Below are 18,380 nucleotides of genomic sequence, written 5' to 3'. Positions count from 1 at the left end.
GGTGGGCGAGATCACCCGTGAGACCTGTGGCCGCTACGACGCCAATGCGAACTCCTATGGCGAAGCCTCCGAGGACTACGGCAGGTTTCCGGGACTGCGTGCGGAGGTCGTCGAGTTCGCGCGGCTCGCTCCTCGCCCTCTGCCCGTCCTGGATCTGGGATGCGGCGGTGGCAGGGACGCCCGGCTACTGGCATCGCTCGGCCGCACGGTGATCGCGGGCGACTATGCCCCGGCCATGCTCGAATGGGCCCGGGAGCGATCGCGGGGGGAGGGGCGCATGCTCGGTTTCCTGCGGCTGAACGCCTTGGCGCTCCCACTCCGGGACGCGTCGGTGGCCGGGGTGTGGGCTTCGGGGAGCCTGCTCCACATCCCATCGGCCGGGATGGCGCGCGCGCTGGCCGAGGTCCACCGCGTCCTGGCCCCGGCGGGCATCGCGGCGATAAGCATGCGGATCGGAGATGGCGAGGGCTGGAAGGAGGGCGGATCACTGGACGGGCGGCGCTGGTTCACGTTCGTCGATCCGGACGCGTTCACCGGCTCCATGGAGGCGGCCGGTTTCGCCGACGTCCGCATCCGCTTCGCCGGCCGTGCGGGCTGGTTCATCGCGGTCGGTACGCGATAGCCCGCATCATTGCCAGGCGTCGGGGTCGGAGTTGGGAGCCGCCCGGCGAATGCCCCCGCGGGGGTCATCGACATCGCCATGGTGCCGAGGGATCAGATGGATGTGCAAATGGTCGATGCTCCGCCCGGCCGCCTTGCCATCATTGATACCGATCGTGTACGCCTCGGGAAAGTACTTCTCATCGATGAGATCCCGCGCCGCGCGCATCAAGGTGTAGGCGCTGAGGACCTCGTGATCGTCCAGATCGAAGAACGAGACGACATGCCTTCTGGGGACTATCTCGATATGCCCGGGATTGGCAGGGAAATTATCAAAGCGCGCATAGAATAATTCGTTCTCGCAGAGGATCCTGTTGAGTGACGGGTCGTCCGCCTGGCAGAAAAGGCAGTCTGTGGCGATCCCGGCGCGCCGGGATCGCGGTCTGCCCTCCGCATGCCGACGGCGTCCCAGGAGGAGATCGATCAGGTGTCGGAATCCCCTGCTCGGCCCTTCTCGCGACGTATGCCCGATGACCATTATGTTTCGAGTCTCCCCTATCGCTCAAACGTGTGAGTATGCGAGAACCGTTGATCAATTGCGGAGCGGGTGTGTGGTCGAGACTTCGCAGATGGTAGCGGTCGGCACTGCCGTCCGAAGGTGAACGGTCACAGCAATCATCGGGGTCACGGTAGATCCTGACAGTTGGCTATGTCACAAATGTCGTATCCGTCCACTAGAACACGTTACGACTCTGGCGTTTCAGACTGCAAGGTCCCGCTGCGCGAAAATAGCCGCTTTCAGGTGTTCGGCCGGTGACGGCCGGTCGGCGCGATCGGCGTCGGACGTGGTCAGGGAGGCTGCCTTCTCGCCGAGGCAGCAGCGCCTTGTGCTCGGGAGATCTCGTATACGGGTTCGGCTTCCAGCACAGGGCCGCGCCCGAGCCTCTGGAGGGCGCGCTTGCGCCAGTAGGCGCGCTTGGCAGATGGAACCGCGGTGCCGGACGGTCGCGGGATCCCAATGTGAGGGGATGCGGTAGTCGGTCGAGGCTCGGTGGGTGAGAGCCGCGCGTGGAGGGCGGCGGGCCGTCCAGACGGCGGTTCGAGTGGGGTCGACTCCCGTAGCCAGTCGAGACTCGGCCTACCGCAGGCGGTTCGACACAGTGGGGGATTCGGCGTCACGCGGCGACGAGCCGGTAGAGGGCTGGTTGACCTGCCCTGGCAGGACGGCCAAGGACGCGAGCGACGTCCCGTGTCCAGAAGCCGTCGAACATCCAAGCGATCAGCCACACCGGTACGGCGTATCAGCGCACCCGCTGGTACATGGCCGGCAACGCCAGGCGTGGCTCGGGAAGCTCATCCGCCCGGACCGGACTTGGGGGACCCATCGTCACGGGCCAGACGCCCTCCTCGGACTGGAAGCAGGCTGACACGCATACGCCCGTCCCACGTCAAGCCCCCTGTCCCGCCTGTTGCCGCACAACATCCTCCCGGCGTATCGCGGAGCGCATCCGATTTGCATCGCTCCTGGAGACGCCATCCGGGACGCGCGGGAATAGGCCGCCGTCTTGTATCTGCTTCAGCTCACGTGGCGAACATCGTGGATATCTCACGGGCAGACGACGTCGGCACCTCCTCCCCGGAACCGGCGTGGGAGATGTCGGGCATGGACCATGTCCAGCTGCCGGCGGGCGCGGTGCTCACCGAACCGCCGGTCCCGCTGTGGGCGTTGGTGCTGGAGGGCGAACTCACGCTCGAGGCGGCGTTCGAGGCGCAGTCGCTCGCCGAGGGGGACGCCGTCCTCATCGACGCCCGCACCGCTTACCGGCTCACCGCGTCGGAGCGGCACGAGGAGTCCGCCCTGGTCGTGGCGGACCTGCGCATGGCCGTCCCGGTCCGTCGGCTGCCCAGTCCGCTGGTGGTCCGCGGCTTCGGCACCCGGCACGGCGGCGTCATGGCGCTCGTCACGCAGTGCCCGCTCGAACGCGCGTGCCGGCCGACCCTGTTCGCCGCCAGCTACGGCAACCTGATCGGCGCGGCGATGACCACCTCCTGGCAGGAGGACCAGGGCGGCGACGCCGGACCTTCCGACGAGGCCGTCACCGCAGTGGTGGCCGCCGTGACCGCCCGCCCGGCCGAGCCGTGGACCGTCGAGGGGATGGCCCGCCTGGTCCATCTGTCGCGTTCCGCCCTGGGCGAGCGGTTCCGCCGCGCACTCGGCCGCGGACCCGCGGAGGTGCTCCGGGAGATCCGGATGCGGGAGGCGCGCCGGCTGCTCGCGGACCCCTCGCGTCCGGTGGAGTACATCGCGTCCGCCGTCGGGTACGGCTCCACCGCCGCCTTCAGCCGGGCGTTCTCGTCCCACCACGGCGTCGCGCCGCAGGCCTGGCGGGAGCCGTCACCCGCGCGGGACGCGCAGCGCGGCGAAAAGCAGCCCGGCCGCCGCGGCGAACCCCGTGCCGAGCAGGAAGGCCGCCTGCACGCCGCGGGCGTCCAGGAGCGCGCCTCCTGACGCCGACCCCAGCGTGATCGCCACCTGGAACGCGGTGACCTGCAACGACAGGGCCGACTCGGCGCGTTCGGGCTCGACGCGGGTCACCCATAGCTGGGTGGCGACCGGGACCATGTTGAAGGCCAGGCCCCACACGACGACCCCCGCGGCCAGCACCGGCAGGGATGGCGCGGTCGCGGTGACCAGCAGGCCGCCGGCCAGCAGAAGCGGGGCCGCGGCGACCACAGCGCGCAGCCGTCCCGCGAACCGCCCGGCGGCGAGGTTGCCCGCCAACCCGCCCACGCCCCAGGCCAGCAGCAGCCATACTGTGGCGCCCGCGTCGACGTCCTCGATCGCGACCCGGACGAAGGGGTAGGCGGCGAAGTTGCCGAACGCGACCAGGACCACGCCCAGCACCCCGGCCATCAGCCACCGGTTGGCGAGCGCCGCCCGCAGCATCGCCATTCCGGCGGCCGGGTGCGGGGGCACCGGCGGCAACGTCAGGGCCACGGCCAAAGCAGCGACGATGCCGAGGGCCGCCGCGACGCCGAACACCAACCGCCAGCCGACAGCGTCGCCGAGCAGGGACGCCAACGGGACGCCGCCGATCGTCGCGAGGGTGACGCCCAGCGCGATGGACGTTGAGACCACGTTGTCGCGTCCCGGCACGGCGCGGGTCCCGGCGCCGAACGCGAACGACCAGTACCCGGCGATGGCGACCCCGAGGACGAGCCGGCCGAGGAGCAGGACGGCGAAACCGGGGGCGACCGCCACCGCCAGGTTCGAGACGGCCGCCGCGACCAGCAGCCCGGTCAGGACCGTGCGCCGGTCGGTCCGCGGCAGCAGCACCGCGATGCTGGGGGCGGTGACCGCGCCCGCGACCGCGGTCGCCGCGACCGCCAGACCGGCGGTGCCCTCGCTGACTCCGAGGTCGCCGGCCATCGCGGGCAGCACGCTCGCCGGCAGGAACTCGCTGGCGACGAGCACCGCGATCCCGGCAGCGAGGGCGACGATCGGTGACCAGTTCGTCGAGCCGCCGGACCGTGCCGGGGACTCGGGCGGCGAAGTGTCTGCGGACGGCGGCGAGGACTGAGGCGTGGACATGCCGTCCAGCCTCGCCTCCTCCGCGCCGCCGCAGTTGATCGCGTGACGCGCATGGTTGATCGTCTGACCGGTCTGCGCGGTACGCGATCGTCGATGCGGGCACCGCGCAGGCCACTCTCCGACACCTCCGGCTGATGCCCCAGGCTCAACGCCGAACGCCGGGGCGGCGGCAGATGAGGGTGTCCACAGTCCTCAAGGGCTGGGTCATGATCGGCTGTGTGACAGGACGAGTCGAGGACGCGATCCGGGTGGCCGTCTCTCCCGGGGAGCGGTCGGCGACCCCGTCGGGACGTGGCCGCCTCACCGCAGCCCGCTACACCACCGACGGGCTGGTCCTCCTTCTCGGTCAGAAGGAAGCATGGACACCGTCGCCGTGGCGGGCGGTGGAGGAGGTGCCGGATCTTCTGCGGGGACGCGGCTGGATACTGATCGGCAGCGCGTACTCGGTGGACGCCAAGGTTGGAAGCCTGGACGAGCACCTGAAACGGTTCCTCAAGCGGGCCACGGCAGGCTCCTGAAGTTCGGCGCTGGCGGCGACGGCCGCCTTTGGACGTGGCAGGGGCGATCTCCCTGGGGAGATCGCCCCTGCCACGTTCTCATGGGTCGGCGGTTCATCGTCCTTGGCGGAAGATGGCTCCGTCTGAGGAGGACTCGTCCGCAGGCCGCAGCTGCCCCACCCCCCACAGTGTGGTCGTCCTCGGAACCAGGGCGAGGCCGTCGACGTAGGCGGTACGGCTCCCGGCCTGGACGACCGAACTTGACCACGTGCCGTTGGAAGAGCGGTGCATCAGCACCGGTGTGTCGCGGCCCGACTCTCGCGGCTCGCCGTCTCCGGAGATCCACAGCCCGCCGCGACCGTCGGCTGCGGCGACCCGCGGACGCCAGTTGCCCGGCACGTCCACCTTCTGCCACCGGTTGCCGTCCCAGCGCGCGGCCACAGGGAGTTCCGTTGTGCCATGGTCGTCGGTACGCGAGACCGTCCCGGTCACCCAGACTTGCGTGGCCGACACTGCGACCACGTCCGACAGGAAGACATGCTGGGAGGGCTCTCCCTCGCCGCCCTGGACGTCGTCGGGCAGCGCGGCGCCGGCCGGTATCTGGGTCCAGGCCGTGCCGTCGTAATGTGCGATCACCTTGAAGCTGTCCGAGGCGTCGTTGCCGATCGCCCAGATGTCGCGGGCCGACACCGCGCTGGCCCGTTCGATGCTGTACGGCAACTGGACCTGAGTCCACTGGCGGCCGTTGAAGTGCCAGGTGCCCACGCCGGCGTCGCGGCGATTGTCGCTGAAGACCCATGCCTTGTTGCGGCCCGTCGCGGTCACGCCGCTGACGACGCCGGTGGCCCATCGGTGCGCGATCACCCATTTGCGGCCGTTCCAGCGCAGTGCGTACGAGCCCCTGGAAGCACTGTCGCTGTCGCCGACCGCCCAGGTGTTGGAAGCGGATGTGGCGCTGGCCTCTCGGATCTCCCCGGGCAGTCCGGCGGGCACTGGCACGTCGCGCCAGGCCCTGCCGTTCCAGTGCTGCGCGACGATCCGGTCGTGCTGGTCACCGGTGACGAACGTCCAGGCGTTGCGCGGGCCGGCGGCCGTGACCGCCGACATGGAGTCGTACTGGCTGAAGTCGTTGGTCTTCACCAGCCGCCAGGGCTGCGGCTGTGCGGCTTGCGCCGGTGGTACCGCTCCCACAACCGCCAAGCCCAGCGCGAACATTGGCACTGGCGTGAGATGACGGAGCTTGAAGGTGATGCGTGAATGCCGCATCGTTCCCCCGATCGGGAAAGGGCTGAAACGGTCGTCTATAGGACACTTGGTGCGTTCCGTTGGAGCACCCGATACCGGAAACGGCCACCGCGTCAACCGCTCGTCTTGATCATTCGTCCGGTATCCAAGCCGGCCGCGGATGCAGCCCGATCTCCGCTGATGTCGCCCGATCCCGCCTTGATCGTCAGGGTGAGAACAGCCGGCTCCGCAGGCGGTCGGGCCAGACCGAGGACGGGGCGATCCGCAGCCAGGTGCCACCGAAAATAAGGCCCACAAGGCAGCCCAATCCTGCCAAGACAAGCCCGTTACCGGGTTGCACAAAAGATTTCCTGCTAACCAGCGCAAACGCCCAGGCCGGGTGCGCCAGAACGACCATCCGTGCGCCGAAGATGTGGCCCTGGATGTTTCGAGTTCGGGCACCACCCTCAACGATCACCGCTCGGTGGCTGTGCGCACGCAAGCCCGTGTGACGTTGACAGAGAGTCGGCTTCGCCGGGCAGCGTGACGGCCCCCGGTCGGCGGCAGAAGAGGACGTCCACGCTGTTTAGTAAAGCCATCGGTCGAGCACCGCGGGCCAGAAGTGAGTCCGGTGGTCGCCGTCCCCGACGGCGGGCGGGTCGAGGGCCCTGATCTGTTCCAACAGGTCGGCGAGTTCAGCCAGTGCCTCCTTTCCGGCCTGTCCGTCTTCGTCCCAGTGGCCGATGACGGTTGAGCCGGTGAGCCAGCTGCCGACCAGGTGCAGCGAACACAGCCAGTGGTTGATCGTCGAGTTGACGAAGCACGCACTGCCGTCCGGCAATCCCAGTTGCAGTACCTCGCCGCTCCCCGGCGTGGCGCCATATTCCCAGACCACGTCCGCTACCTCGTTATTACATGACGCCAACCGGTACACCGCCGGCTCCGCGGAGAACGACACCGCATCCACCAGATCATCGATCAGCGGCACGCCACAAGTGACCAGAGCCTCCTTCTGCGGCTCGGGAACCCGCCAGGTCGCCAGGTCGGATCCGGCGGCACGCACCACCCGCTCGGCACCGGCCCAGGCCGCAACCGCTTCGAACGCGGGAGGAACCGGGAGATCACCACCAAGCACGCTACGGAGGATATCCAGGTAGGGACTCACACGCCGCAGTCCCGTAGTCGCCGCCAGAGCCCACCATCGACGGAGCACGCGAACTGCGGCAGATCCGGATACCGAAACGCGGGCGGTGGCCGTGGCATCAAGCGACGCAGAACTCGTTGCCCTCGGGGTCCTGCATGACGACGTGGCCAAGCACGTCGCCGTACCACTCCTCGCGGATCATCGTCGCGCCGGCGGCGACCAACTCGGGGACTTTCTGCCGGATCAGTCGGGCGCGCTCGACCATCTCCCAGGGGCCTGGGCCAGCCACCCGAACATCGATATGCATGCGGTTTTTGCTGGACTTGCCCTCGGGCACCTTCAGGAAACTAATGGCGGGGCCCCGGCCATCCGGGTCGACGATGGACGCGTTATCGGGCTCGTCGAAGCCAGATTCCTTGACATAGCCGAGGGCCAGCGCCCAGAAAGCCGCGATCCGCTGCGGATCGTAGGCATCGCATCCCAAGGTCCAAAAAGTCGCCATGACACCAACGTACGGGGGCCGCGACCCACTGTCATCGGCATGAGCGGGCGTTCGGCCCTCGAGAAGAGTCGGCTGCTGAAGGAGGTGGTCGATCGGGCGCCGGTGCTCGGGCACCTCAGGCTCGTGGAGTTGCGCGACAAGCACGCGCGGGACCCTACGACGCCGTTCTCCAGATCAATAGGCCGCGTCCCGCCGCGGAGAAGCCGAGCGAACTCCTTCAGCGGCTGTTGGACGCCCGCGCGCTGTCGCCACGGGAGTTCCCCACGGGAGGCAAGCCGACTCGCAAGCAGACGCAGCCCATCTCGCCCGCAAGAGTGAGGAAGGTCCATGCGGTGCTGTCGTCAGCCCTACGCCCTCTTGTACCTGGTTGCCTTCCGTGGTCTGCGACGAGCCGAGGTCGCGGGGCAGTCCCGGCAGGACACCGACCTGACGGAGGCTGGGACGATCACCATCAGGGAGACGCTCGCCGCCGGAGCGGACATCTGGGTCGACTCGGGCCGTGTGTTCACCCGAGCGGACGGCAGGCCCATCCGTCCTCAGTGGATCTCCACGCGGTTCGACAACCTCGGCGGCCCGCTGCCGCCGATCCGCTTCCACGACCTGCGGCACGGAGCGGCCACGCTGGCGCTGCTCGGCAAGGTCCGCATGAAGCTGATCAGTGAGACGCCTGTGGCACTCGCGCCACTCGTTCACCGCTGACACCTACACCTCGGTTCTTCCGGAGGTGTCGAGGGCCGGTGCAGAGGCCGTCGCGGCCGTCGTGCCTCGCATGTCCGCCGATGACGCGACAGACGAGCAAGCGAAACCATCGGTCCCGCCGAACGTGATCTCGCTGGCGGACCGGCGCAGAATCCGAACCGAACACGCAGGGTAGTCATCCTGCTGATCCACTTCGGGGCTATGACCTGGGCTCGGTGACGCCTCCACGACATCTCGTGCTCACCACGTGCTATCCAGGGCCAACAAAGCGGACATCCCGGAACGCGACAGGGACTTCGCTCAAGATCGCAATCTTGGACGAAGTCCCTGGTCGGAGTGGCGGAGGATCGGGGATTTGAACCCCGGATGGGCTTGCACCCAAACCGCATTAGCAGTTCCTTTTTCGGGGTGTTATGGGGTAATTCACGGTCCTCGTAAGTCCGCACTTCCGCAGGTCAGGGGCCTTCATGGTGCCGCCTCATCCCCCGTGATCCATTACAGTTCGTGCGTACCCTGTGCTCACCAAAAAGCGGAGCGTCCAAATGACGATTCGCCACACGAGCACTCACTGTAATCGCCAGGGCGGCGACAGCCGCAAGCGAAATCCGGGAAACCGTAGGCGGTCCAGGAGAGGCAAGGCCTCGTGGCAGGAGCGGATGACCTGAGCCGTTGAAGCAGGTTCGTTGCGGCGATCGGCGTCTGCGTGTATGGCGCGGATCGATGGCGGTAGCTAACAATCAGCAAAATTATGAATTGGGAATCGACAATTCTTGATGCCTCGCGATCGCCTACTCTTGCCTGAGAAGCGCCTCCTTGGCCTTGCGGAACTCCTCATCATCCAGTACGCCGTTGGAGTGGAGTTCTGCGAGCTTTTCTATCTTCTCAACAAGCCCCTCTCGGGTAGGCGCATTAGGCTGAGGCTGACCGGAAACGGCGCCTTGAGGCCTCTTGTGATCACCAATGCGCCGGCGTAGTTCGTTCAAGTGAGGAAGTGCTTGTTGGTATGCTGACTTCAGGAGAGGAAGCGTGTTTGATAGAGTATATGGGTCGTTAGCGTCGGCGTTACGGCCCTTTGTCGAACCGCGCCAAAAATCCTTGTTGGCTGTGCCTGAATAACTTGGAGTAAGTACTTCTAGGACGCCATTCACCATTCCGGCGTTGTATTCAATGCCGGTGATGTCATTAAAATGAAAGGTGGTGATCCGGCCACCTCCGAGTGAGCCAGCCATGAAGCTCGTCAGTCCACCCACTTTAACGATCATCACGCGATCGTCGAGGGCCGCGAACACACCCCCGGAGCCTGCCCCAATAACCAGCCAGGGACACTCCTCGGGCCCTGCATGATCCATGATCTGCTGGACGGCCTTCTGGCTGGGGGGCTGGCCGATCACAATGGTGGAGTCGGGGAGAGACGGCCGCGCATCACTCAGTGCCTCAGATTCCTGCCTACGGATGTCCTCCTCGGCCGCAGCGGCTGTGATCGCCTCGGACGGCGGCGACGCCATCATTTGGTCAATACCAGCACGAACGGCGTCGACATCGGCCGTTGGGACGTCCCCGAAGGAAACCTCGTCGCCATCATGCGTCGTGACGACAAGGCGATGGGGTGCCGTGAAAGACTTCCTGAAGTCGAAGCTTTGGACGTCGCGCGCCCATACCTGTGCCTTGATCCCCTTGGATGTTCCCGCCTCGGATGTGGTGGTACCCATCACTCGGGCATTCGTGAGGACCAAGTGGTCAAGCGTGGGACGCACGCTGTTCGTCGTGGTCACAAGGACGACCGCTTCGCCCGCATCGGTGTGCAGGTGGCGGTGGAGTCCCTCCATGATTCGATCAAGCTTCTTGGGCTTTACCTTCGAACCGATGTCTGGCGCGTTGGTCACGTCATCACCTCCACGGGCCGTCAAGGTTCAACTTCCAGGATGGCAAGAGGGAAGTCAATGCGAGGTAAAGAAGCCATCGTTCCCATCATCGGACTCTGGGGATGCCCTCCGCTCGGCCCTGTGCTTCAGACAGTAACGCAGTGTCAGCAAGGCGCGGTCATCGGCATGACCGCCCGTTCGCCGCGTTCACCAAGTTGACCTTGCCTTGGACAAGAACGGATCATGTGGCCTGCGGCGGCTTCTGGTCCCCGACGCCTGACCGAGCGTGAGTTCGGCGAGGCCACGTTGCTCTCATGGAACGACGGCGCAGTGTCGGGACTCGCGGGGGGCCCGGCGAGAATTTTCTTCCGGCTGCTCTCCGTCCCCCGCTCGTCCAGAGCCGTCCCTGCGCCAGGGGGCCGCCGTTCCGCAGGCGCAGATGGACTTGGGGTTCTTGTCGGTCATCGGAGCCCTCCTCCTGCGCACTGGCTGGTGACAAGCGCGGCCAACTTAACACCGCTCCCGGACAGTTATGAGCCCTTCACTGGGAAGGGAGAGGACTCGATATTGAGGTACGTGGCCAGCAGGACGCCCGCTCAGACCGCAGGTTGAGATGCCCCATGTGGTGGGCCCGTGGTTGCCTGAGGTCTGTTGTGGCGGGTGTTAGCCGACGTTGCGGATTCCAGATAGAAGAGGGGGAATCGTGCCGAAGACCGTTCAGTTGAGGACGTACACGATCAGGGAGGGCCTGCTCGAGGAGTGGGCGGCCAGGTGGCGGGAGTCGGTGGTGCCGCTGCGGTTGAAGCTGGGGTTCGGGATCGGGGGTGCCTGGCTTGATCACGAGCGCAGCCGGTTCGTGTGGGTGATCTGGTACGAGGGGGAGGAGACGTTCGAGGAGGCGAACCAGCGGTACTGGGCGTCGCCGGAGCGGGAGGCGATGGGGCTGGACCCGTCCGAGTACCTGGTCGATCGGGACGTGCGGGTGGTCGAGCAGGTCTACTGATCGGGCTCGGGGAGCAGGTGGGCGAGGCGCTCTTCTTGCGCCAGCGGGCGGAATACGCGGGTACCGGCCTTGGATTTCAGGACGTCGAGGTCGACGTCGAAGGGCCAGAGCCGGGCGGTGCCGTCGAAGGAGGCGGAGATGACGGTCTGGCTGTCCGGAGTCCAGGTGACGGAGACGACCGGGCCGCGATGGACACCGATGACGCCGATCTCGGCGTAGGTCCTGCCCGCCCACAGACGAACGGTGCGGTCGTAGGACGCCGTAGCGATCACGAAGCCGTCGGGTGACCAGGCAACGCCGGCGACGCGGGCCTCGTGGGCGTCGAGGACGGCCAGTTGCTCGCCGGTGGTGGTGTCCCAGACGCGAGCGGTACCGTCAGCGGAGCCGGTGACGACCCGGCGTGCGTCGGGGGACCAGGCGATGTCGTCGACCCAGTTGGCGTGGCCGTGCAGCGTCATGACTTCGCCGGGGTCATGGACGTTCCAGATGCGGGCGGTGCGGTCGTCGGAGGTGGAGCCGAGGTGTGTTCCGGTGGGGGACCAGGCGAGGCCGACGACCCAGTCGTGGTGACCGTCCAGGCTCTCGGTGGATTCGTGATCGCCGCGGCGGTGGATGCTGATGATGCGGTCGTGCCCTGCGGTCGCGAAGGTGTCCGAGCCGGGACGCCAGGCCACGGCCTCATGAATGTCGCTGCTGGGGATTCGGTCGCCGGAGATGTCACCAGTAGAGGCTTCGTCCAGCCTCCACAGACCGATCGTGCGGTCGCTGGAGCATGAGAGCAGCATCGTGCGCCCCTCCACGCTGGCCCAGGCGAGATCGTGGACGGTGTCCCGGTGGTCGGTGATCACGGCGTGAAGGGTGCCGTCGGCGGCGTCCCAGATCCGGATCGTCGCATCGTCACCAGCGGTGGCGATCAACCGTCCGGACGGCGTGACCACGGCGGCGCGGACGGGGCCGCGATGGCCGGCCAGTTGGAGACTCTCGGCGCCCTTGGGGGTGACGTCCCAGATGCGGGCGGTGGTGTCGGCCGAGCCGGTGGCCAGATGCGCGCCGTCGGGTGACCACACGACGCCCCACACGTCGTCGGTGTGGCCGCGGAGGGCGAAGATCTCCTCGCTGGTCCGCGGGTTCCAGACGCGGGCGGTGTTGTCGCTGCCGCAACTGGCCAGGTAGGTGCCATCGGGTGACCACGCCACGTTCCACACCCGGGTGCCGTGACAGCGGATGAGCCCGGTCTGTGCTGAGGAGCGGATATCCCAGATGCGCATGGTCGCGTCGCCCCCGGCCGACGCGACGAAGGCGCCATCAGGGGACCAGGCGACACCTTCCACGAAGTCCTGGTGACCGTGGAGCACAATGGCCGAGCCGGCGGCGAGATCCCAGATACGGACGGTCCTGTCATGGGATCCGGTGGCCAGCAGGTTCCCGCTGGGCGAGAAGGCGATACCGAGGATGTTGTCGGTGTGGCCGTGCAACTCGGTCAGGAGTTCGTAGGTGTCGGCCCGCCAGATGCGCACCACCCGGTCGCGGGCACCTGCGGCGATCTGGCTTCCGTCCGGTGACCAGGCGACGGTTCGCGCGACGTCGGTGGCGCCCGCCAGCACAGCCAGCGTGCGGCCGGTGGCGGTGTCCCAGACGCGGACGGTGTGGTCGCGGGAGGCGGTGGCGATGCGGCGGGCGTCCGGTGCCCAGGCGACCATCTCCACCATGCCGTGGTGGCCTTCCAGCACGGCGGTGTTGGATCCGGTGGTCGCGTCCCACAGCCGGCAGGTGCCATCGCGGGACGCGGTGGCGATCAGGGCCCCGTCGGGCGACCAGGCGAGGTTGCGGACCGCGTCTGTGTGCCCGTCCAGCACATGGGTCAGGTGGCTGAAGGCCAGCGCCGCCATGAGTGCTCGGGTGGCGGCCGGGGTCGGCGGGCACTCCGACAGCGCTGCCGCGGCCAGCAGGATCGCCAGCTCGGGGTACTGCTCGGCGTTGGCCAGGACGTACTGGCCGATCCCCTCCGACACGCGTCGCAGGAACGCCAGGTCGCGCCGTTTGGACGCCTCGATGAACGCGCGGATCTCGCCGCTGTCCTGCCCGGCCGACTCCAGGCCCTCCAGCCACTGCAGCGCGAGCTGGAGTCGCTCGCCGGTCAGCAGGTAGTCGACCTTGTGCCCGGCCTGGCGCCAGTCCGCGGCCCATCGTTCCAGCTCGGCGCGTCGCCGCAGCAGCTCCGCCCGTGCCTCCACCTCCTGACGCAGCGGCGCCCACTGGCGGAACAGCGCCTCATGCGCGACCTGCGCGATGGGCGTTCCCTCCCACACGTCGGTGACCAGCAGCCGGGCCTCCACGAATGCGGTGACGACGCGCCGCTCGTCCTCGCTCAGATCGTCCAGGACGACGCGGCGGCGGGTGGCCTCGGTCCCTTCCGTGGTGACGAACTTGAACAGCACCGCCAGGATCGGCTCGATGCCCTCGTCTCCGCGCAGCGCGGTGACGAGCTGGTCGGCCTGCCGGGACAGCGCACCCGCGACCCCGCCGAGCCGGCGGTACGCGTCGAACGTGGCGACCTTCCCGCGCCCGGACGCGAAATACAGCTCCTGCAGCAGATAGGCCAGCAGCGGCAGTGCATCGGCCGTCCCGGTGTCCTCGACGATCCTGGTGACCAGGCCGGGCTCGAACCGCAGCCCGGCCAGCGTGCCCGGTGCCTCGACCACCGTCGCGAGTTCGGCCCGCGTCAATGCGCCGAGCGCTATGGGGCGGGCGAACAGTGCGGCATGGCCGGTCTCCAGGAAGGAGCGCAGGAACTCAATGCGGACCGTCGCCACCACCCACAACCTGGAATCGGCCCGTAACGCCGCCGACAGCGCCGACAGGAACAGGTCCCGCTGGTCGGATCCGGCAAGTGTGAACAACTCCTCCAACTGGTCGACGGTGATGAGGACGCGGGCATCGCGCCGCCCTGACCGCCGCCGCGCCTGTGCGACCAGCTCGGCAAGCGCGGACGGCGCCCCTCGCAACCGTTCGGCGTCCAGAGCGCTGCCGAACGTCGTCACCAACGCAGCCACCGGATCGGACCCCGGCGTCAGTACCGGCTGCACCAGCCAGCGGCGCCCGCGCAACCTGGGGATCAACCCCGCCTGCACCATCGAGGACTTGCCGCTCCCCGAAGCCCCGGCAACGACCACGAACCGCTCGCCATCGCGCTGGTACAGCTGACGGAGCAACGTGCTCACCGGCTCGTCCCGTCCGAAGAACACCGCCGCCTCGTCCTCGGCGAACGCCTCCAGCCCCGGATACGGAGTGCGACCCGGATCCCACTCGCGCTCCGGCGCCCGCGGCGGATTCTCCAGCCGCGCCGACATCGCCGTCAGGACGATCAACGCCACGATCAGTACCCCGAGCCCTGGAACGGCGATCTTGCGCAGCAGGTCCAGCGGTAGCGGCGCGTCCTCGCCCCCGGTCGCGTAGTTCGTCAGGATGCCCAGAAGGGCGAGCACGACCACGAGCAGGACGTTCAACGCGATGTTCAGGCGGGGCCTCATTCGCCGCACCACCGGCATGCGCCGCCCATCCCGCTACTCACGCGACCCCATCCCGTCCCGGACACGGCCTGATCTTCTTCAATAATCGAGCGGGACGCCATTGCCGCAAGGGGAAGGCGATGCTGAAGGTCCGACCCGAACGACTGCGGTCCTGGACGCCCGGGGTGAGCGCTGCACGGAGTACGACCAGGTCAGCCATGCACACTCGCCAGCTCGACGCACTCGCCGCCGTTGCTGTGGGTTCGGCTTGCCTTGCGCCAAGTGAGGTTTTCGAGGGGCATGAGGCCAGTGTCGGACGCGCGACTGGACTTGCCAGCGGACGTGTCCGCTCGGCTGGGGCTGCCTCTGGGGGGAGGCGGACGGGGCGTGGGTCTTGCCTGTGGGGACGGTGGGGTGCGGCGGGCTGTCCGGGTCGGGTGACGGGACGACTCGCCGCTGCGCGGTAGCCAGGGCGGCGCGGGCGGCGCGGGCGGTGCTGGGTGGTCAGTGCATGTCGGCGGCGGACTGGACGGCCGTCCGCAGGGCCGCGCGGGTCAAAAGGAGGACGGGGCCGTCCGGGTCCTTGCTGTCCCGCACCGCCACCACCGACGCACCGGCCGCCCCAGCCACGTCGGCAAGTTCAACGCACTCACCGCCGTTGTTCAGGCTCCGGGTTGCCTTCCGCCACTCGGCCTTGTTGAGGTCCATCGTTCTTCGGCCACCTTCCTAATGAGGTCGCGCGACATGTTGCCTGGAAGCGCCCTGTTGCGAAGATCGGCCAGGACGCGCGATGCCGCTGCCAGGTCTGCGGGGTCATCAGTTGTGAGCCCTCGTATAGCCGTTTCCACATAGGCTACCTGGCTCATGTCGGCCATCGTAGCGATCACGAAGCTGCTGCCGTTTCCGCCGTGTTCGCCGCTGCTGAGCACGACTTGAACTGTCACGTTGGGGCGCTCGCTCAGTGCAAGTAGGTGCTCCAACTGCTCCCTCATCGTCTCGGCCGTGCCGACCTGCCGGTAGAGCGCCTGTTCATCAACCAGGAAGGTGATCGTTGGGGCGTTCTCCTTGTCGATGATCTTCTGTCGTTCGAGTCGGGCTGCAACGGCCTCTTCATTGCCGTCAAGGATCGCCGCCGCATAGGACGGGGCCTGCGCCATACCGGCTATCACGCATAGCTGGTAGTAGATCAGCTCGATTGCGTCGCCCTCTATTTGCGGCCAATCGAACCAGATCGGGACGGGGTGACCATCCTTGTTCAGGTCCTCCCACAGACTGATCAGAGCTCCACTGGCCTCCAGGTAGTCGTCCACGATCTCCACGAACGGTCGCGTGGCTCGCTTCTTTCCGGCCTCGATCCGACTCACCTGTGGACCGCTCACCTTGGTGACATGGGCGAGGGTCTCCTGTTTGATGCCCTTGGTCTCGCGCATCCGCCGCATCTGGCGTCCGAAAGCGACGAGAGCGGGGGCCTCTCGAACCCGCTGGCGTCGTGGGGGCATTGCTCCTACCTATCGGGTGCTCTGCCATTTGCAGACGTGATCTACCGGTGCCTGCTGCTGTCTACCACTTCAGGGCTGCAAGCAAATCTTAGCTCGGCAAGTGGCTCAATGTGAGCTGTATGTCACAAACAGTGAGGAGAGGTCATGGGGCAGGGCGCGGCGGAGAACGAGATGGTGGTGAAGCAGGACCTCAAGGTGGTCGCGGAGGTGCGGCGGTTCGTGCGGCTGGTCACTGGCCAATGGGGCATGGACGACTTCGTCCCGTGCTTGGTGGCCAGCGAGCTGGTCACCAACGCCCTCCAGCACGCGGTATCCGCAACGGGCGACGATGTGATCTTGCGGTTGAGTCGCACCGAGGACGACGCACTGTGGATGGAGGTCCAGGACGCCGCCTGCAGCCTTCCGCACATGCTGGCGGCCGACACCTCCAGCGAGACGGGCCGGGGCCTGTTCATCGTCGACCAGTACGCCCGCTGCTGGGGCATCCGCGCCCTGGCCGACAACGTCGGCAAGGTCGTCTTCGCGGTCATCGACCGCACCTGAAGACCAGCGGAGGGGCGACCTCCCCTGACCGCGAGCGGAGCGCTATGGGGTCGTGGGGAGGCGGATGCGGACGAGGATTTCGGCGATCTCGCGAGTGCGTTCGTCGTCGGGGCCGTTGATGACCAGGTGGTCCTGGTAGAGGTGTTCGAACACGTTTTCTGCGGCGGTCTTGTCGCCTGCCGAGAGCAGGAGCATGCCAATGCTGTGCCGGATGTCGAGCGCGAGTTCGCTGGCGTGGCTGTCGGCGGCGGCAACGTCGTCGAGGAGGCGCTGGAACTGGTCGAGCGCGACGGTGGTCTGGCCGAGGTTGGCGCGGCAGAGGGCGGCGTAGCGACGAGATATCAGTGCGCGATCGCTGGTCGGCCCGGCAGTGCGGGCATAGGCGCCGGCCAGGGCATCAAACTCGGGAAGGGACGTGCGCGAGTCCCCACCGAGGAACAGGATCAGCGCGCGGTGGAAGCGAAGCTTGAGCAGGTCCGGGCTTTCGGAGCCCAGCATCTTGGCTGCCGGATCGATAACCGCCTCGACGACGTCGGCCGCCTGCGCGAACCTCTCGTAGCCGAGAAGCTGGGTGGACCGTTTGAGCGCGTCATCGATGGCGGCCCGGAGCTGGGTCGGAGGTGTGGTCGGCGCCTGCGGCACGCTGGGCGGTGCCGAGACGGGTGGTTGACGGCGCGTGCGCCGGCGCGGGGCGTTGGGCTGCCGGTACAGCAGAGTCGGGTCAGGCATTTCGCCGAGTCGCTCGCTTGCGGCGACCGCCGGTGAGCCGGGGGACGGCAGGAACGGGAGAAGGCGCTCGTAGACGGCGTAGGCGTCGGCCGGCCGCTGCTCGGGCTTCTTAGCGAGCAGATCCAGGACCAGCTTCTCCAGTTCCGGCGGTACGTCCGGACGCAGCTCGCGTAGCGGGTCGGGTGTGGCGGTGAGGTGCTGCTTCCAAAGTTCGTACTGGCCGTCGCCAATGAAGACTGGCGCGCCCGACAAGAGTTCGTGCAGGACGCAGCCCAGCGCGTACAGGTCGCTCTGCGGGGTGACCTGGGCGGCGTTGACCTGTTCGGGGGACATGTAGCGGCTGGTCCCCATCGGGGTGCCCGTGGCCGTGATCTTGGTGATGTCGCGACGGAGGATCGCGGCGATGCCGAAGTCGAGGACCTTGACGGTGCCGTCGTCGGTCACCAGGACGTTGTCGGGCTTCAGGTCGCGATGAACGACCGGGATCGCGTGCGCGTGGGACAGGACGGTGGCGATCTGCGCGCCCGTCGCGGCGGCCCAGGCGATCGGCAGCGGGTCGTCCGGGTCGATGTAGGAGCGCAGGTTCCTGCCCTCGATGTACTGCATCACCAGATAGAGGCGATCCGCGGAATCGGCCTCCAGCACCGCGTCGTACACCTGGGGGACGCCGTGGTGTTGGATGCGTGCGGTGACGCGCGCTTCTCGGCGGAACCGTTCGGCCAGGTCGGCGATGCGCTCCGGAGAGAGCAGCATGTCGGGGCGGATGGCCTTGACGGCGACCTCGCGGTCCAGGGTCGAGTCGTAGCCGCGCCAGATCGTGCCCATGCCCCCGGAGCCGATCTCCTCGATCAGTTCGTAGCGGGTGGCAATGGTTCGGATCGGCATCCTTGCTCCGCATGCATTCGCTTTTGTCCGGTGTGGCCAGTGTTATGGCGGCAGAGATCGACTGTCCAGCCGTCCTCCGATTCGCTCGGGGA

The 18,380-nt window shown here is 67.6% G+C and carries 16 protein-coding genes; 6 read left to right on the top strand and 10 right to left on the bottom strand.

Features of this window, described 5'->3' with window-relative positions:
• Position 1 precedes the first annotated feature (1 nt).
• On the top strand, positions 2 to 622 hold the full coding sequence (locus tag ABWI07_RS28795; RefSeq protein ID WP_353820378.1) for a class I SAM-dependent methyltransferase: 621 nt from the start codon (positions 2 to 4) through the stop codon (positions 620 to 622).
• A gap of 6 nt (positions 623 to 628) precedes the next feature.
• On the opposite strand, the gene ABWI07_RS28790 is transcribed toward ABWI07_RS28795, so the two are convergent.
• The gene (locus tag ABWI07_RS28790; RefSeq protein ID WP_353820377.1) at positions 629 to 1,138 is read right to left on the bottom strand and encodes an HIT family protein; all 510 of its coding nucleotides are present in this window, start codon (positions 1,136 to 1,138) and stop codon (positions 629 to 631) included.
• Between the two features lie 1,125 nt (positions 1,139 to 2,263).
• On the opposite strand from ABWI07_RS28790, the gene ABWI07_RS28785 reads away from it, so the two are divergent.
• Entirely contained in the window at positions 2,264 to 3,109 is an 846-nt protein-coding gene (locus ABWI07_RS28785) for a helix-turn-helix domain-containing protein (protein WP_353820376.1), read from the top strand.
• Here ABWI07_RS28785 and ABWI07_RS28780 read toward each other — a convergent pair.
• Positions 2,996 to 4,192 (bottom strand): MFS transporter, encoded by a 1,197-nt coding sequence (locus tag ABWI07_RS28780; RefSeq protein ID WP_149260563.1) that lies wholly within the window; start codon positions 4,190 to 4,192, stop codon positions 2,996 to 2,998. The two genes, ABWI07_RS28785 and ABWI07_RS28780, sit on opposite strands and share 114 nt — an antisense overlap.
• 218 nt (positions 4,193 to 4,410) lie before the next feature.
• Here ABWI07_RS28780 and ABWI07_RS28775 point away from each other — a divergent pair, with 218 nt between their 5' ends.
• Entirely contained in the window at positions 4,411 to 4,710 is a 300-nt protein-coding gene (locus ABWI07_RS28775; RefSeq protein WP_149260562.1) for a hypothetical protein, read from the top strand.
• A 93-nt stretch (positions 4,711 to 4,803) separates the two neighbouring features.
• Here ABWI07_RS28775 and ABWI07_RS28770 read toward each other — a convergent pair whose 3' ends face one another.
• The 3 genes from ABWI07_RS28770 to ABWI07_RS28760 all read right to left on the bottom strand — a co-directional run bounded on the left by ABWI07_RS28770 (position 4,804) and on the right by ABWI07_RS28760 (position 7,559).
• Positions 4,804 to 5,829, bottom strand: a complete 1,026-nt coding sequence (locus tag ABWI07_RS28770) for a hypothetical protein (protein ID WP_149260561.1) — start codon at positions 5,827 to 5,829, stop codon at positions 4,804 to 4,806.
• A 670-nt stretch (positions 5,830 to 6,499) separates the two neighbouring features.
• A complete protein-coding gene (locus ABWI07_RS28765; RefSeq protein ID WP_353820375.1) occupies positions 6,500 to 7,048 on the bottom strand; it encodes an SUKH-4 family immunity protein in 549 nt (182 codons plus the stop codon).
• A 127-nt stretch (positions 7,049 to 7,175) separates the two neighbouring features.
• Positions 7,176 to 7,559 (bottom strand): VOC family protein, encoded by a 384-nt coding sequence (locus ABWI07_RS28760; protein ID WP_149260559.1) that lies wholly within the window; start codon positions 7,557 to 7,559, stop codon positions 7,176 to 7,178.
• 327 nt (positions 7,560 to 7,886) lie between these two features.
• Here ABWI07_RS28760 and ABWI07_RS28755 point away from each other — a divergent pair, with 327 nt between their 5' ends.
• A complete protein-coding gene (locus ABWI07_RS28755) occupies positions 7,887 to 8,258 on the top strand; it encodes a site-specific integrase (RefSeq protein WP_353820374.1) in 372 nt (123 codons plus the stop codon).
• 788 nt (positions 8,259 to 9,046) lie between these two features.
• Here ABWI07_RS28755 and ABWI07_RS28750 read toward each other — a convergent pair.
• The gene (locus ABWI07_RS28750; protein WP_353820373.1) at positions 9,047 to 10,141 is read right to left on the bottom strand and encodes an SHOCT domain-containing protein; all 1,095 of its coding nucleotides are present in this window, start codon (positions 10,139 to 10,141) and stop codon (positions 9,047 to 9,049) included.
• A gap of 682 nt (positions 10,142 to 10,823) precedes the next feature.
• On the opposite strand from ABWI07_RS28750, the gene ABWI07_RS28745 reads away from it, so the two are divergent.
• Positions 10,824 to 11,123 carry an NIPSNAP family protein gene (locus tag ABWI07_RS28745; protein WP_185030248.1) on the top strand — a complete coding sequence of 100 codons (300 nt, stop codon included), beginning with the start codon at positions 10,824 to 10,826 and terminating at the stop codon, positions 11,121 to 11,123.
• On the opposite strand, the gene ABWI07_RS28740 is transcribed toward ABWI07_RS28745, so the two are convergent.
• The 3 genes from ABWI07_RS28740 to ABWI07_RS28730 form a co-directional block, all read right to left on the bottom strand.
• Complete coding sequence (locus ABWI07_RS28740) at positions 11,117 to 14,653, bottom strand: nSTAND1 domain-containing NTPase (RefSeq protein ID WP_353820372.1); 3,537 nt, start codon at positions 14,651 to 14,653, stop codon at positions 11,117 to 11,119. The two genes, ABWI07_RS28745 and ABWI07_RS28740, sit on opposite strands and share 7 nt — an antisense overlap.
• A 483-nt stretch (positions 14,654 to 15,136) precedes the next feature.
• Positions 15,137 to 15,340 (bottom strand): DUF397 domain-containing protein, encoded by a 204-nt coding sequence (locus tag ABWI07_RS28735; protein WP_353820371.1) that lies wholly within the window; start codon positions 15,338 to 15,340, stop codon positions 15,137 to 15,139.
• Entirely contained in the window at positions 15,295 to 16,131 is an 837-nt protein-coding gene (locus ABWI07_RS28730; RefSeq protein ID WP_353820370.1) for a helix-turn-helix domain-containing protein, read from the bottom strand. Before ABWI07_RS28730 ends, ABWI07_RS28735 begins: the two co-directional genes overlap by 46 nt.
• A gap of 144 nt (positions 16,132 to 16,275) precedes the next feature.
• Between ABWI07_RS28730 and ABWI07_RS28725 the strand changes: the two genes are divergently transcribed.
• Complete coding sequence (locus ABWI07_RS28725) at positions 16,276 to 16,674, top strand: ATP-binding protein (protein ID WP_353820369.1); 399 nt, start codon at positions 16,276 to 16,278, stop codon at positions 16,672 to 16,674.
• A 42-nt stretch (positions 16,675 to 16,716) separates the two neighbouring features.
• Here ABWI07_RS28725 and ABWI07_RS28720 read toward each other — a convergent pair whose 3' ends face one another.
• A complete protein-coding gene (locus ABWI07_RS28720) occupies positions 16,717 to 18,288 on the bottom strand; it encodes a serine/threonine-protein kinase (protein WP_353820368.1) in 1,572 nt (523 codons plus the stop codon).
• Positions 18,289 to 18,380: the final 92 nt, after the last annotated feature.

Source organism: Actinomadura sp. NPDC000600, from assembly GCF_040492135.1.
Classification (GTDB): Bacteria; Actinomycetota; Actinomycetes; order Streptosporangiales; family Streptosporangiaceae; genus Spirillospora.
This window is presented reverse-complemented; position numbering and strand designations above follow the sequence as displayed.

Excerpts from the sequence above, each read along its gene's own strand:
- ABWI07_RS28790 (WP_353820377.1), bottom strand. The coding sequence starts at position 1,138 with ATGGTCATCGGGCATACGTCGCGAGAAGGGCCGAGCAGGGGATTCCGA.
- ABWI07_RS28785 (WP_353820376.1), top strand. The coding sequence starts at position 2,264 with ATGGACCATGTCCAGCTGCCGGCGGGCGCGGTGCTCACCGAACCGCCG.
- ABWI07_RS28780 (WP_149260563.1), bottom strand. The coding sequence starts at position 4,192 with ATGTCCACGCCTCAGTCCTCGCCGCCGTCCGCAGACACTTCGCCGCCC.
- ABWI07_RS28760 (WP_149260559.1), bottom strand. The coding sequence starts at position 7,559 with ATGGCGACTTTTTGGACCTTGGGATGCGATGCCTACGATCCGCAGCGG.
- ABWI07_RS28755 (WP_353820374.1), top strand. The coding sequence starts at position 7,887 with ATGCGGTGCTGTCGTCAGCCCTACGCCCTCTTGTACCTGGTTGCCTTC.
- ABWI07_RS28740 (WP_353820372.1), bottom strand. The coding sequence starts at position 14,653 with ATGAGGCCCCGCCTGAACATCGCGTTGAACGTCCTGCTCGTGGTCGTG.
- ABWI07_RS28735 (WP_353820371.1), bottom strand. The coding sequence starts at position 15,340 with ATGGACCTCAACAAGGCCGAGTGGCGGAAGGCAACCCGGAGCCTGAAC.
- ABWI07_RS28730 (WP_353820370.1), bottom strand. The coding sequence starts at position 16,131 with ATGCCCCCACGACGCCAGCGGGTTCGAGAGGCCCCCGCTCTCGTCGCT.
- ABWI07_RS28725 (WP_353820369.1), top strand. The coding sequence starts at position 16,276 with ATGGGGCAGGGCGCGGCGGAGAACGAGATGGTGGTGAAGCAGGACCTC.
- ABWI07_RS28720 (WP_353820368.1), bottom strand. The coding sequence starts at position 18,288 with ATGCCGATCCGAACCATTGCCACCCGCTACGAACTGATCGAGGAGATC.